The organism is Neobacillus sp. SuZ13, from assembly GCF_030123365.1.
Taxonomy (GTDB): Bacteria; Bacillota; Bacilli; order Bacillales; family Cytobacillaceae; genus Neobacillus.
The window spans coordinates 2,473,406-2,486,793 of record NZ_CP126107.1 but is presented as its reverse complement, the minus strand read 5'-3'; the positions used below and the strand labels follow the sequence as shown (position 1 = coordinate 2,486,793).

17 protein-coding genes are annotated in these 13,388 nt (G+C 37.7%); 9 read left to right on the top strand and 8 right to left on the bottom strand.

Annotated elements, in window-relative coordinates; genetic code table 11:
• Window positions 1-124: 124 nt before the first annotated feature.
• Window positions 125-1,033 carry an alpha/beta hydrolase gene (locus QNH17_RS11905; RefSeq protein WP_283878874.1) on the bottom strand — a complete coding sequence of 303 codons (909 nt, stop codon included), beginning with the start codon at window positions 1,031-1,033 and terminating at the stop codon, window positions 125-127.
• Window positions 1,034-1,211: 178 nt separating this feature from the next.
• Between QNH17_RS11905 and QNH17_RS11900 the strand changes: the two genes are divergently transcribed.
• The 4 genes from QNH17_RS11900 to QNH17_RS11885 all read left to right on the top strand — a co-directional run bounded on the left by QNH17_RS11900 (window position 1,212) and on the right by QNH17_RS11885 (window position 5,444).
• Window positions 1,212-2,519, top strand: coding sequence for an alkaline phosphatase family protein (locus QNH17_RS11900; RefSeq protein WP_283878873.1), 1,308 nt, complete (start codon window positions 1,212-1,214; stop codon window positions 2,517-2,519).
• Window positions 2,520-2,533: 14 nt separating this feature from the next.
• On the top strand, window positions 2,534-3,808 hold the full coding sequence (locus QNH17_RS11895; protein WP_283878872.1) for an MFS transporter: 1,275 nt from the start codon (window positions 2,534-2,536) through the stop codon (window positions 3,806-3,808).
• 321 nt (window positions 3,809-4,129) lie between these two features.
• On the top strand, window positions 4,130-4,696 hold the full coding sequence (locus QNH17_RS11890) for an RNA polymerase sigma factor (protein ID WP_283878871.1): 567 nt from the start codon (window positions 4,130-4,132) through the stop codon (window positions 4,694-4,696).
• A 4-nt stretch (window positions 4,697-4,700) separates the two neighbouring features.
• Window positions 4,701-5,444 (top strand): anti-sigma factor, encoded by a 744-nt coding sequence (locus tag QNH17_RS11885; RefSeq protein WP_283878870.1) that lies wholly within the window; start codon window positions 4,701-4,703, stop codon window positions 5,442-5,444.
• A gap of 71 nt (window positions 5,445-5,515) precedes the next feature.
• Here QNH17_RS11885 and QNH17_RS11880 read toward each other — a convergent pair whose 3' ends face one another.
• The 4 genes from QNH17_RS11880 to QNH17_RS11865 form a co-directional block, all read right to left on the bottom strand.
• A complete protein-coding gene (locus QNH17_RS11880; RefSeq protein ID WP_283878869.1) occupies window positions 5,516-6,043 on the bottom strand; it encodes a hypothetical protein in 528 nt (175 codons plus the stop codon).
• 90 nt (window positions 6,044-6,133) lie between these two features.
• Complete coding sequence (locus tag QNH17_RS11875) at window positions 6,134-6,391, bottom strand: hypothetical protein (RefSeq protein ID WP_283878868.1); 258 nt, start codon at window positions 6,389-6,391, stop codon at window positions 6,134-6,136.
• Between the two features lie 127 nt (window positions 6,392-6,518).
• A complete protein-coding gene (locus tag QNH17_RS11870) occupies window positions 6,519-6,863 on the bottom strand; it encodes a hypothetical protein (RefSeq protein WP_283878867.1) in 345 nt (114 codons plus the stop codon).
• 250 nt (window positions 6,864-7,113) lie between these two features.
• Window positions 7,114-7,461 (bottom strand): metal-sensitive transcriptional regulator, encoded by a 348-nt coding sequence (locus QNH17_RS11865; RefSeq protein ID WP_283878866.1) that lies wholly within the window; start codon window positions 7,459-7,461, stop codon window positions 7,114-7,116.
• A gap of 192 nt (window positions 7,462-7,653) precedes the next feature.
• Between QNH17_RS11865 and QNH17_RS11860 the strand changes: the two genes are divergently transcribed.
• Window positions 7,654-7,815 carry a hypothetical protein gene (locus QNH17_RS11860; protein ID WP_180230179.1) on the top strand — a complete coding sequence of 54 codons (162 nt, stop codon included), beginning with the start codon at window positions 7,654-7,656 and terminating at the stop codon, window positions 7,813-7,815.
• Between the two features lie 94 nt (window positions 7,816-7,909).
• Here the strand turns inward: QNH17_RS11860 and QNH17_RS11855 are convergent, their stop codons facing one another.
• Together QNH17_RS11855 and QNH17_RS11850 are read right to left on the bottom strand one after the other, a co-directional pair.
• The gene (locus QNH17_RS11855) at window positions 7,910-8,386 is read right to left on the bottom strand and encodes a CBS domain-containing protein (protein WP_283878865.1); all 477 of its coding nucleotides are present in this window, start codon (window positions 8,384-8,386) and stop codon (window positions 7,910-7,912) included.
• A gap of 13 nt (window positions 8,387-8,399) precedes the next feature.
• Window positions 8,400-9,068 carry a TetR/AcrR family transcriptional regulator gene (locus tag QNH17_RS11850; protein ID WP_283878864.1) on the bottom strand — a complete coding sequence of 223 codons (669 nt, stop codon included), beginning with the start codon at window positions 9,066-9,068 and terminating at the stop codon, window positions 8,400-8,402.
• A gap of 285 nt (window positions 9,069-9,353) precedes the next feature.
• On the opposite strand from QNH17_RS11850, the gene QNH17_RS11845 reads away from it, so the two are divergent.
• Together QNH17_RS11845 and QNH17_RS11840 are read left to right on the top strand one after the other, a co-directional pair.
• Entirely contained in the window at window positions 9,354-9,515 is a 162-nt protein-coding gene (locus QNH17_RS11845) for a hypothetical protein (protein ID WP_283878863.1), read from the top strand.
• A 172-nt stretch (window positions 9,516-9,687) separates the two neighbouring features.
• A complete protein-coding gene (locus QNH17_RS11840) occupies window positions 9,688-9,927 on the top strand; it encodes a hypothetical protein (RefSeq protein WP_283878862.1) in 240 nt (79 codons plus the stop codon).
• A gap of 228 nt (window positions 9,928-10,155) precedes the next feature.
• Here QNH17_RS11840 and QNH17_RS11835 read toward each other — a convergent pair whose 3' ends face one another.
• Window positions 10,156-10,728, bottom strand: a complete 573-nt coding sequence (locus QNH17_RS11835) for a DNA-3-methyladenine glycosylase I (protein WP_283878861.1) — start codon at window positions 10,726-10,728, stop codon at window positions 10,156-10,158.
• Window positions 10,729-11,151: 423 nt separating this feature from the next.
• Between QNH17_RS11835 and QNH17_RS11830 the strand changes: the two genes are divergently transcribed.
• Window positions 11,152-11,973, top strand: coding sequence for a Cof-type HAD-IIB family hydrolase (locus QNH17_RS11830; RefSeq protein ID WP_283878860.1), 822 nt, complete (start codon window positions 11,152-11,154; stop codon window positions 11,971-11,973).
• 810 nt (window positions 11,974-12,783) lie between these two features.
• On the top strand, window positions 12,784-13,374 hold the full coding sequence (locus QNH17_RS11825) for a hypothetical protein (protein ID WP_283878859.1): 591 nt from the start codon (window positions 12,784-12,786) through the stop codon (window positions 13,372-13,374).
• Window positions 13,375-13,388: the final 14 nt, after the last annotated feature.

Sequence of the window (13,388 nt, the reverse complement as noted above, 5' to 3'; positions counted from 1 at the left end):
ATTAAAAACTTAACTCCCATTTTGTTCATAAAGTTCATGAAGTTCCTATGTGATGAATAAAACGCCAAAAACTCCTGCATCTTGGTCTTGATACAGGAGTTCTTGGTTTTATTAAAAATTTATTTTAAGACTTCTTTAAGTAGGTACCTATTTCATTGACAGCCATCCTCGCTTCAGGTAATCGATCACCACTAATCTGCCAAACATGCCACATTTTGTCCCATATTTTAAAGGTGACCTCTACGCCTGCCTGTCGTGCTTTCTTTGCCAACAACTCAGCATCACTTTGCAAAATTTCATGATTCCCTGCTTGGATAAATAAAGGCGGGAAGCCAGTAAGGTCTGCAAAGACAGGTGAAATAAGCGGATGGTCGAGGGGGGTCTTATGCCCTGAATACATTAACGCGGCATCTTTAACACCTTGGACCGTTAAATAGGGATCAATCTTTTTGTTTTTCCGATAACTTTCTCCGCTGCTTGTTAAGTCGACCCATGGTGATAAACAAACAATCGCCCGCGGCAGCGCCTCATTCTGATCTCTTAAGACTAAGGTGGCTGCTACACTTAAGCCCCCTCCTGCTGAATCACCTGCAAAAATAATATTGGCGGGATCATACCCTTGACGCAAGAGCCAGCGGTACACAATGACGGCATCTTCGACGGCAGCAGGAAAAGGATGTTCCGGTGCAAGTCGATATTCTGGAAATAGAACCTTCATACCAGCCGCCTTCCCGATACTAGCTGCAAGTGGCCGGTGGGTATTAGCTGAACAAAATGCATATCCTCCGCCATGTAAATAAAGGATTACTTTTTCTTCCGAACTGTTTTCGGAGGAAAGCCATTCAGCATACAATCCTTCAATTTCCAATTTCTGAACCTTACAATTTTTCGGCAGTTTAGCTAGCTTTCTAGCGACTGTGTCCAGCATTTGCCTTTTTTCATCCATTCCCCTTTCTGAAATACCCTTCCTTAACGCACGTTCGACCGAAAGTTTAATTCCTTTCTCAAACAAAAAACTTCGAAAACTTGCCATCTCTCTACCTCCTTTAAATCCAAATTCTGCTAATATCATTATACTAGAAAAACCTTTTAATAAAATAGGGAGGATTTTATTGTTTTTCGAAAATTTTGTAAAAATTCGTACGAATTCTTCCATTTCCGCCCACCTGTAGTACAATGGAAGTATCTGTTAGACTTTTTCGGAGGTTTTTATGAATCGATTGACAGACCATTTAATTATCATTTCATTTGATTGCCTATCAGCTCTAGATTTCCCTATATTATCCGAACTCCCACACTTTCAAAACATCTTAAGAACTGGCGCCTTGATCAAAAATGTCAAATCGATTTACCCATCGGTCACCTATCCTTGTCACGCAACAATTGTGACGGGTAATTATCCAAAACGGCATGGGGTTATAAATAATACTCATTTACAGCCCGGAAGACTTTCTCCCGATTGGAATTGGTACCGGAATTGTATACATGGGACCACGTTGTATGACGAAGCGAAAAAAGCAAATCTGACGACGGCCGCCTTATTGTGGCCCGTTACGGCCAAAGCAAATATTGACTACAATATGCCAGAAATTTTTGCGAACCGCCCATGGCATAACCAAATTCTTGTTTCGCTGATGAGTGGCAGTCCCCGTTTTCAATGGGACCTTAATCGAAAATACGGGCATATCCGTAAAGGTCTAAACCAACCAGAATTGGATGACTTTGTCCTAGAATCAACTGTCGATACGATTAAAACAAAGAAACCAAATCTATTAATGGTTCACTTTACCGATTTAGATACACAGCGCCATTATCATGGGTTCTCATCCGAGGAGGCACTCGCGGCGATTGAACGTCATAATTACAGGCTTGGCAGAATTATCAATGCATTAAAAGAAAGTGGCATTTATGAGAATTCTACGGTAGTGGCATTAGGTGACCATAGTGCCTTAGATGAAAATAAAGCGATAAACCTCAATGTTTTATTCCATGAAAAAGGTTTGATCACCTCGAACGGTAAAGGGAAAATAATTAATTGGAAGGCGTATTGTAAAAGTTGTGATGGCTCTGCATATATTTACATTAAAGACCATTACGATACCTCAACCTTACATGATGTAAGGCAATTAGTAGATTCATTGCTTATTAATCCAGAAAGCGGAATTGAATCCGCTCTCACCGGTGCACAAGCTTCAGAAAAAGGAGCAGATGGAGCATGTGCCTTTATGCTTGAAGCAAAAAAAGGATATTTCTTTTTAGAAGACTTCGAGGGGGAATTTATCAAAACCATTACGAAGGAGGATGTCAACAGGGATCATAAATACACCTTAGCATGTCATGGCTATTCACCGGAGAAAGAAGAATATGGAACCATTTTTATGGCAGCTGGAAAAGGAATTCAAGCAGATACCCTGCCTTCGATCCGTCTCATTGATGAAGGCCCCACATTTGCCCGTCTTCTTGGATTAGATTTAGGCCAGACAGATGGAAGGGTTATCGAAGAGATTTTGAAAATTTAAAAGGGGGAAAATCTATGAGCCGGATGTCAAAGCAAGAAAAGAGCTGGGTGCTTTATGATTGGGCAAACTCTGCTTATTCCATCCTCATCACCACAGCCATTTTTCCATTGTATTTTAAAGCAGCGGCGAAAGAGGCAGGACTTGCAGCTTCAACTTCTACAGCCTATTGGGGCTATGCTAATTCATTTGCAACCCTGCTTATTTCTCTATGTGCCCCAATTTTGGGAAGTATCGCCGACTTCAAAGGATTAAAGAAACGCCTTTTTACCTTTTTCTTTGCCTTAGGAATTGTCTTTACCTTACTGCTTGCAGTGGTCCCAAGTAACCAATGGCTTTTTTTATTAATTTGCTATATGGTTACCGTGATTGGTTTTGGGGGGACAAATATTTTCTATGATGCCTTTCTAGTCGATGTAACAACCGAGGACAGAATGAATCAAGTATCTTCACGAGGATTTGCGATGGGTTATATTGGCAGCACGATCCCTTTCATTCTCAGTATTGCTCTTATTATATTATCCCAGCAGAATATCATTCCCCTATCTGTGACTGTTGCAAGTCAAGCGGCTTTTGCGATAACCGCCCTATGGTGGGGGTTGTTCACGATTCCAATGCTTAAAAATGTCCAGCAGGTTTATTATAAAGAACCTGTGCCAAACCCGATTTCCAATGGCTTTAAACAACTGTTTGACACCTTCAAAAAAATCAAACTGTACCGTCCATTGTTTCTGTTCTTAATTGCTTATTTCTTTTATATTGATGGCGTTAATACGATTATTACCATGTCGACAGCATATGGTTCTGATCTAGGTATTACATCTACTAACCTATTAATTATATTATTTGCTACACAAGTAGTGGCTGCACCATTTGCCATTTTATATGGGAAACTTGCCGATAGATTTCAAGGCAAAATAATGTTACTCGTTGGAATCATAGTTTATATCGTCATTTGTACGTATGCCTATTTCTTAAAGACAACATTAGATTTTTGGATCTTAGCGATGCTGGTGGCATCCTCACAAGGTGGGATACAGGCCCTAAGCCGTTCCTATTTTGCCAAACTCGTTCCAAAGGAAAACGCTAATGAATTCTTCGGCTTTTATAGTATATTTTATAAATTTGCAGCAATATTAGGGCCATTCCTAGTTGGATTCACGGCTCAGATTACTGGCAATACGAACAGCGGTGTGTTTAGCTTAATCCTTCTCTTCATTATCGGAGGCGCCATCCTCCTGCGTGTGCCGGAATCAACGACCATCACAAAATCCAATTCGATTTCGCAATAAAAATTACTAGACCTCAATTTGAGGTCTATTTTTTTCTAAAGAGTTGTTTTCTGCGATTCGCTGATTAAACTCAAAAATTCGCCGATTAATCCCGTTAATTCGCTGATAGAACATTAAAAATTCGCTGATAGGGTGTAATTTTATAACATTTTAAATCGTATATAGATCTAAAACGAAGCGAAAATAACGATTTTTTTATGAAAATGGAGCTTGTCACCATAATCTTTCAAAATTACTATATACTTATACAAACCGATTTTCTTGTAGATTCGTTTATTTATATAAAGGGATCCGGAAATGATTAGGGGGTCTGCCTTTTTTATGCAAAACTTGAGCGATGCCGAATTAATGCTCTTAATCAAAGCCAAGCACCGTCCTGCTTTGGAAGAATTATATGACCGTTACATTAAGCTAGTGTACTCCTTTGTTATCAAATCAACGAAGGATCAAGACAAAGCTAGAGTGATTGTTCAGGCCGTTTTTACCCGCGTATGGACAACAGAGACGGGTTATAACCCTGAAAAAGGACTATTCGTCAATTGGCTCCTTACCATCACTCGTAATATCACGATTGACCACCACCGCAAAGAAAAAAAGGAGGCATCATTAGTTTCAATTGACCAGGAGCAATTAGAACAGATTCCAGGTTCTCAAGCCAACAATCCGGCAGAGATTTTATCACGGAAGCATGTGCGAGAACAAATACAGAAAGCCTACCAATATCTATCAAAAAATCAAATCGAACTGATCCAATGGTTATATTGGGAAGGATACACACTCAGTGAAATTGCTGAAATGAAAAAGGAACCAATTGGCACCATCAAAAGCCGGCTGCATCAAACACTTAAAGTTTTGCGGAAACACATTGTCATGGAGATGGGGGAATGAAAATATGAGTCTAAATAGCAGCTGTTCATTTTCCAATGAATTGGTCTCTTATTTGATTGGTGATGTATCTGAAGTTGATAGGATGAAGATAGAAAGGCACCTTGTACATTGTCCGTCTTGCACGAAAGACATCCAAGAAATGCAGGAGGCGTGGTCCATGCTCCCTTATGAATTTGAAGATGTCGAGGTACCCGCTGATTTAAAGGATGAAGTAATGAATGCCATTTTCTCAGCTGATGCTTCAACCCAGCCTACGATTGAAAAGGTTAAACCAAACACAAAGACCAAAAAGGTACACCTTACTCTTTATGGATTGGCAGCAGCCGCTTTTCTCTTTAGTTTTGGGGGAGTCATTTGGAATAATATAAATCTTAGAGACCAAGTAACAGAATTAAAGGAACAAGTTAATATTCCACCCGAGGTCATCGAAGTTTACACCTTAAAAACAGCAAATCCTGGAATTGATTCCGCCAAGGGTCAGGCTTTGCTTTATAAACAAGGTGATAAAAAACAGCTCGTTTTTCATATTAATGGTCTTGATGATACCAAGGGGACTGAGGCATATCAGGTGTGGCTCATCCATGATGGGAACCGAAAAAGTGCAGGAACCTTCCATGTCGATGAAGAAGGGAATGGCTCCCTTACCTACCAGTTGAAAGAAGAAATTCCTTTTGAGGCAATTGGGATCTCACTCGAACCTGACGCCAACGGAACCCAGCCACGAGGTAAAAAAGTATTAGGAACATAAATGCTGAAAGCCCATGATTCTCACAACTGAGAACCATGGGCTTTTTTCATTAAGTATAAATGGATTCTTCCTTATTTTTTAATACTTTTAGTAGGTGATGTAATAAACCAGCCTACAGGTGCTCCTCCGACCGGATGGGTTAACGTTCTTCCGTCAATTACTGAAGCTGCATTGTTGTTAGCAATCGTTCCATCAATTTTGTAATTGTAATAGGTACTTCCCTGGTTTACATCCTTATCTTTAAAGCTAAACGTGAGAGGTTTCTTAAATGATCCAATAATTTCATTTGTCTCTATATCTATTACTCTAAACGCAAAATTCATGATTACAGTTTCACCTGCAGGAGCAACCTTTTGGAATGTTTTATTATCCCCTTCTAGGACTTGAAACGTGACGGCGTTAGTGAAGGCCCCTTCAGGTATTTGAATTTTAATTCCACTATGACTAATCTTAGCTGCTTCCCCTGCTTCAATCTCTCTTTCTGCAACCACCTTAGAAAATCCAAACTGTGTAAAATCTGTAGCTGCGAATGCAACTGCACCAAACAAAAACATAGACATCATTACCAATCCAAGTGAGACCTTTAATCGTTTTTTCATTTACATGCAACTCCTTCATTCTTATTGGGCTTCGTTAAAGTTAACGAGGATCAGTCCCAAACGGTTTGAAGGAAATTCATATTTTATAATTTATTTTTTACTTTTTAAAAAATGTGCGATTACTCCGCCACTAATAGAACCGATTGCAGCTGTACCAAAAATCATTACATAGATTCGCTCAGCTAAATCCGCCATTCCTTCCCCTGGAAAAATAACTGCCTTAACAACTGCTAGAATTGCTGCTAAGAAGAAGATCATTGCTGGAATCCAGATAATCCAACTAAACTCAACCTTTATTAATATAAATGGTAAGACCAATCCAATTAGAAATATCACAAAGAAAAACATAAACATCTCACCCTTCCATGTAATCAGTATATTCTCAATTGGAATTCGACGTTCTATTATTACTTCACAAAAATAAAAGCTGGAAAGCTACTCAATATTAGTAACTTTCCAGCTTTGAGATTAGTAATTATCTAAATCTGTATGCAAGACTTGGAACTTCTACACTTGTAGGTGATGTGGCAGTGACATTTCCGACACGTGGGACATTTGTGACTGTTCCAGTTCCACGGTATCTCCATGCACCGAGTGTATCAACTGCTACTTTCGCGATCATTTGGTTGTTTGAAGGAGGGCCAAGGTAAATCGTGACCGTCACTCCAGGTCCTTTTACCGCAGAAGTACCATCAATTCTCCATTCCCCACTCCGATATTCTGCACCAGTAATTGCGATGTTTTCTGACTTGGTTGTGATTGTCACATCAGTAGAATTTTCAGCCCCAGCAACATTCTTAACAGTTAATTTTAGTACCACAGGATTGTTTTCCTGACAATAGTTATACCAACAAATTGTGTTATCATCACTTTTTACTAAAATTATACGATTTACCTTCTCCCTTCAATCTTCTTAGGCTGTTTCATAAATTTGGGAAAATGCTATGATTTTTAGATAATAATAATCTATTTGTCAGAATATTTCAAAATATATTATTCTACGGATATAGACCAATTGTCCTATGAAATAAAAAAAGAATGTACCTTGGGCACATTCTTCGTCAAAAATTTTATTTTTTCATTAATTTTTGGATTGTTACCAAAACCTCATCCAAGACTTCCATATCACCCTCCTGTATTCTTTCAACCACACAGCTCTTCAGATGACCTTCAAGCAGAATTTTGGCAACACTATTTAAGGCGGATTGAGTAGCCGATATCTGATTAATGACATCATCACAATATGTATCTTTTTCAATTAGGCCTTTAATGCCGCGAATTTGACCCTCAATACGGTTTAATCTTGTTACAAGATTATTTTTAACTTTATCGGAATGATGACTCTTACGATCACTGTCATCAAGTGAGCAGCATGGATCATCAATAAGCTCTTTTTCCTTTCCGACTTCATTTAACATTACTCCGCCTCCTTTTTTGAGATGATTATATCATACACCATTTATTTTAATTTCACATATGAATGATATATAAAAATATTTGGCTGCAATCCACGGAAATATTTTTTAACTTTTCTGATTATTTATTCTAGCTTTATTTCCTTATCTTCATATATAATATTTTCATAACTATTTTGAAGGGTGTTGGTAAATTTGGCAAACAAAGCTGATGTGAAAAAAATCTCTGTTAATTCAACAATTTCATTAAAAGGAATTGTCAAAGCCATTTTCAACGATACCGTTCATGTTCAGATTGGCGGTAAAATTATCACGCTCCCAGCATCAGAACTGCTGATTGAAAAGCCAGTCCAATAGTTTTTTTCTTGTATATCAAAGCAATAGGAATATAGTGTTTTCCTAAAGAAAAGCCCTTCACTTCTTCGGTGAAGGGTTGTTAAAATGACAAAAATTATTGCCAATCTTTTATCAGCGTTTCTTGAATGCTGCGAATGACATCTCCCCTGCTGATTACACCGACCACATGATTGGAATCATCGACAACAGGTAATTTTTTAAAGTGATGCTTGGACAATAGGGAGACGACCTTTTTCATTTCATCTTCAGGATGGATGGTTACAATTCCGTGTGTCTTTGCGATCCGAATGATCTCACGCTCAGCTAGTTCACTGAGACGAATCTCCATTTTTTCTTCTGCTACATACGTAATTAACGAGAAATAATCATGAAAACGTCGATCCACTGGACTGATTGCCCTCAAAATATCTCCATCGGTAACAAATCCGCGCAAGACGCCTTCCTCGTCAATAATGGGTACACCGCCAATTTTATTCGCCACAAGTAAGGTCGTTACCTCTTTAATGGAAGAACTAGGACTAGCTGAAATAACATCTTTCACCATAAAATCCTTAACCTGTACATTGATCATGTCTACACCACTTTCAACCATTGAATTTTGGATTATTTTTTTCATCTGAAACCCGTAATTGCTCTAATACATCTGGTGGAAATACCATCCGGCAAATAACTTTTGAAATTTCTTGAAAATCTGTTCTTTTTCCACTAAGTTTATCGTTTCCGTGACTATTCTCCACTAAAACTAATATTGCCCAAGCGACAGCTTCTAAATCCAAATCGTTCCAAGTCAATCCATTTTCCTTCGCTTGCTTTAAACCGAACAGAATTCTTGAATAAATTTTCCTTCGTGCATCCCCCAAAAATTCAGCCAGACCTGGGTCTTTCAATACCAATTCAGGCAGGACACGCTGCAGACCTAACTCACTAAGTCGTTTGTTATGCGCTTCTAGTAATGATGCTAACAATGATTCCGGATTCCCTGACATCCAACTCGGTTCAGGGGGGAGAAGCTTGTCGATTTTATCTTCTAATAACGACATTAAAAGCTGGCGTTTATCGGAGAAATATCGATAAAAGGTTCCGGTCGCCACCCCGGCATGGGCTGCAATTTCCTTAGCAGTCGTTTGCTCGTACCCATTTGAAACAAATAGATCTAATCCACTTTCAAGCAGTGCATTCCTTTTTTGCTGTGCCCTCTCCTGTTTTGGGAGAGAAGGGAATTCACCAATCATTAGGTCATCATGGTCTGGCATTTTATCACCTCATTAATATCATACCACTTTTTTAAAATTTGAACCATAGTTCACGTTTTCGTTGACAGACCATTCTATCCATGCCATACTTGAACTACGGTTCATGTTAAACCGCTATTATTGTATAAACACCCCTTTACAAAATAGTTGGATCATAACATGACCGATTTTTAATAAATAATCCCTTGTCCTTGCAGGAATTCATTATATTATTCCGAATAATTTAATGTAACTTGAATAGATTTATTATTCTTAGTTTCTAACATTTTGAAAGGCGTTGATATTGTGGCAAACCAATCTGAATCAAAAAAAATCTCTGTTAATTCAACCATCTCCTTAAAGGGAATTGTGAAAGCCATTTTCAACGATACGATTCATGTGCAAATTGGCGGCAAGATTATACCTATCTCAACATCTGATTTTATAATTGAAAAATCACCGAAGTAATTAGTTATAAATGGACTTCAAAAAAGCTCATCAAGTTTGATGGGCTTTTTTTGTTAATTTAGTAGCATCATTCAATTTTCTTCATACCATACAAAAGATATGTTTTAGCTGCAAAGATTTCTGGTCTTGTTATGATCATTGGACTTAAAGTTTGAATAGGTAGTGAAAATCTTTGAATAATACATGTGACTTAGAAAAACGTTTGCAAACAATTATATCTATCCAAAGGAATATTGATATTATTACTGCTTTTTTATTATTAACAGGTCAAGTGACAGTTGTTAGACTTATAGTAGAACCAAAAGGATTTGCCCTTTCGGTTGATGGGCCGCTAACCGGAATAGGACGTTTAGAAGGAATATCAGGAAATAAAACATTGAGCTTATTATTGGACGTTGGAGATATCCTTTAAGCGATCCTATTAATTAATGATCAGATTAATGTGTCAGGGATCTTTTTAGGACCCGGCAGATTTAGCTTCAATATGACTGGTCCAATTTTCGGGGTACCTAAACACGTACCTGCATTGCCTGATTTGGAAAAAGTATTTACACAATTCCGCTGGATTGTCTCTGAACATTTTGATATCGAACCTAAAATTCTAATCTATATCTCACTTTGAGATACTCGCTTTTTTCCTTTATTTCGTCAATTGAGCTGCTTTTTGATGACAATCACAAGTGACAATATGGTCATTGACCATCCCTGTAGCTTGCATGAACGCATAACAGATGGTCGAGCCCACAAATTTAAAGCCGCGCTTTTTTAAATCCTTACTTAATTGATCACTTATTTCCGTGACTGCTGGAACATCTTTCATTTCTTTATAGTGGTTTTGAATTGGCTTACCGCCAACAAATGACCATATGTACTTACTAAATGAGCCAAATTCGTCGACGACCTTCAAAAACGCCTGTGCGTTAGTAATGACAGCATTGATTTTAAGCTTATTTCGGACAATTCCTTCATTATGTATTAGTTCCTCGATTTTCTTTTCGTCATAGTGGATAATTTTTTCAGCTTCAAAGTTATCAAATACTTGTCGATAATTCTCCCGCTTCTTTAAGATCGTATACCAACTAAGGCCTGCCTGGGCCCCTTCAAGATTTAAGTATTCAAATAATAGGCGATCATCGTAGACTGAAACTCCCCACTCATGATCATGATAATCGATATATAATGGATCCTGATTAACCCAACCGCAGCGATTCATTATTAAGATACCTCCCATACTTCCTTTGATTGTTTCTTAAGTATTACATATTTTCTTAAATAGAAAAACCTCTCACAGTATTTAAATTATATTTTTCTTTAATAAAGGCTGCTTTCTTGTCCGCTAACTTATTAAGTTTTTTTCCGAAAAGCCCTTCTTTCCGCATACTCTGAGCAAGGGATACATACTTTTACTGTTTCTCCCTTATCATTTATATATTTCCTTAACGGACTTATTTTCCGGTTGCATACATGACATTTACTTTTAAAAATATCAAAAATGGACATAAATACTCACCTTCAGCATTTTGGTTTTTACAATATTTTATTTAAAAAACTTGTAATTGGATTCAATTGTAATAAGTTTTTTTCCTATTTTTATAGTAAGATGAGAAGATATTGTGAAGAAAGGACTCAGGTAAGAATGAAATATAAAATGATTGTATTAGATCTCGATGATACGTTACTACAGGACGACCATACAATTTCTCCACGTACAAAGAAGGCGTTAATGGATGCCCAGGAAGTTGGAGTTAAAGTCGTATTAGCATCAGGGCGACCAACCTATGCAATGTATGATATTGCTGAAGAACTGCGTTTAAAGGAGTATGGTAGTTTTATTCTTTCTTTTAATGGTGCAAAAATAACAAACTGCCAAACAGGTGAAGAGCTTTTTAGCAGCACTTTATCCCCAGAAACAGTTCATCATCTCTACGAATTAAGTCGTCGTGAGAATGTTTGGATGCATACCTATGTCGGGGATTCCATTGTAACCGAAGCAGGAAATCAATTTACCAATATTGAAGCTGAAATTACTGGATTAGAAATCTTTGAGGTTAACAGCTTAGTAGATTCTATCAAGGAACCAGTTGTGAAAGTATTAATGCTTGAAGATGAATCGAAACTTGCCATAGTGGAACAAAAGCTTCAAGAGGAGTTAGCTGGACAATTAAGTGTAATGCGCTCGAAGCCTTTCTTTTTGGAGTTTACCGAGGCTGGTGTAACTAAGGGTACAAGCCTCAATCATTTAATTGAACAACTTGGAATAGAACGTGAAGAAGTTATTGCCATGGGAGACAGCTACAATGATTTATCCATGATTGAGTTTGCAGGACTCGGTGTAGCCATGGGCAATGCACCAGAAGATATTAAGGAGCAAGCTGATTATGTGACTGACACGAATATGAACGATGGTGTGGCAAAGGTCGTTGAAAAGTTTGTGTTGAAAACCGTACAGTTAGTGTAATTTGAATTTTTACTTAAAATGGATGGAAGTGGTCTTCATCGACTGGATGATGACCACTTCTTCTATTTTTGCAAAGGAATTTGGTCTTCATCTCCTGTATGATGACCATTTTCACTTTTTTTTCAAAGGGATTTGGTCTTCATCTCCTGGATGACGACCATTTCCACTGTTTTTTCAAAGGAATTTGATTTTCATCTCCTGTATGATGACCATTTTCACTTTTTTTTCAAAGGAATTTGATTTTCATCTCCTGGATGATGACCATTTTCACTTTTTTCAAAGGGATTTGGTTTTCATCGCCCGGATGACGACCATTTCCACTGTTTTTTCAAAGGAATTTGGTTTTCATCTCCTGGATGATGACCATTTTCACTTTTTTCAAAGGGATTTGGTTTTCATCGCCCGGATGACGACCATTTCCACTGTTTTTTCAAAGGAATTTGGTTTTCATCTCCTGGATGATGACCACTTCCACTGTTTTTTCAAAGGGATTTGGTCTTCATCTCCTGGATGATGACCACTTCTTCTATTTTTTCAAAGGGATTTGGTTTTCATCGCCCGGATGACGACCACTTCTTCTATTTTTTCAAAGGGATTTGGTCTTCATCGCCCGGATGACGACCATTTCCACTGTTTTTTCAAAGGAATTTGGTCTTCATCGCCCGGATGATGACCACTTCTTCAATTTTTCCAAAGGGATTTGGTCTTCATCCCCTAGATGAGAGAATATAGCCTAGCCCAATCATGTCCCCTCTTATGAATTTCAAGCATAAAATATCACAATCAAAAACATAAAAGGCGGAGAGAGGTATGGGATTATTCATAAATAACAATCATCATCCGGAAGTCTACAAAAATAAACAACATCTACAAACAACAAATCAGATGATTTCAAGACAGGATTTTCTGTCCGAACTTGTAAAAGAACAGCAAAAAGCGAATGCAGCACTCAATTTAGCGTTATCTGAAATAGGTTTGCAAACACAAATACAAGAAGAAACACATTCAACACATTGGAATAATGTAGGTCAACAACTGAATGATTTACGTAAACGGTTGGAGCATCACGAGGCTGCTAATCATCAACTTGTCCTTCAAATGAAAGAACAGTTGGAACTACAAAAAGTGGTTGCCGAAAAAATGTCTAAACAAGAAGAATTTCAAGGAGGAGTTTTACAACGTTTGGACAATCAAGAAGCTCTGATGGACAAAATATCCCGTCAAATCAATCATATCCGTTCGATTTTGTTTGAACGGACGAATTATTTAGCCACTAAAATTGACGACGGCTATAAAATCACTTCTTCCTATGTGTACAAATTAATGACAGGATCGGAGCAGCCATTAACATTTTTCTTGATGAATCAGAGGAAAGAAGAAAATCAAAATCATACAGACTAAATTTACTTACTAAA

Excerpts from the sequence above, each read along its gene's own strand:
- QNH17_RS11905 (WP_283878874.1), bottom strand. The coding sequence starts at position 1,033 with ATGGCAAGTTTTCGAAGTTTTTTGTTTGAGAAAGGAATTAAACTTTCG.
- QNH17_RS11900 (WP_283878873.1), top strand. The coding sequence starts at position 1,212 with ATGAATCGATTGACAGACCATTTAATTATCATTTCATTTGATTGCCTA.
- QNH17_RS11895 (WP_283878872.1), top strand. The coding sequence starts at position 2,534 with ATGAGCCGGATGTCAAAGCAAGAAAAGAGCTGGGTGCTTTATGATTGG.
- QNH17_RS11890 (WP_283878871.1), top strand. The coding sequence starts at position 4,130 with ATGCAAAACTTGAGCGATGCCGAATTAATGCTCTTAATCAAAGCCAAG.
- QNH17_RS11885 (WP_283878870.1), top strand. The coding sequence starts at position 4,701 with ATGAGTCTAAATAGCAGCTGTTCATTTTCCAATGAATTGGTCTCTTAT.
- QNH17_RS11880 (WP_283878869.1), bottom strand. The coding sequence starts at position 6,043 with ATGAAAAAACGATTAAAGGTCTCACTTGGATTGGTAATGATGTCTATG.
- QNH17_RS11875 (WP_283878868.1), bottom strand. The coding sequence starts at position 6,391 with ATGTTTTTCTTTGTGATATTTCTAATTGGATTGGTCTTACCATTTATA.
- QNH17_RS11865 (WP_283878866.1), bottom strand. The coding sequence starts at position 7,461 with ATGTTAAATGAAGTCGGAAAGGAAAAAGAGCTTATTGATGATCCATGC.
- QNH17_RS11855 (WP_283878865.1), bottom strand. The coding sequence starts at position 8,386 with ATGATCAATGTACAGGTTAAGGATTTTATGGTGAAAGATGTTATTTCA.
- QNH17_RS11850 (WP_283878864.1), bottom strand. The coding sequence starts at position 9,068 with ATGCCAGACCATGATGACCTAATGATTGGTGAATTCCCTTCTCTCCCA.
- QNH17_RS11835 (WP_283878861.1), bottom strand. The coding sequence starts at position 10,728 with ATGAATCGCTGCGGTTGGGTTAATCAGGATCCATTATATATCGATTAT.
- QNH17_RS11830 (WP_283878860.1), top strand. The coding sequence starts at position 11,152 with ATGAAATATAAAATGATTGTATTAGATCTCGATGATACGTTACTACAG.
- QNH17_RS11825 (WP_283878859.1), top strand. The coding sequence starts at position 12,784 with ATGGGATTATTCATAAATAACAATCATCATCCGGAAGTCTACAAAAAT.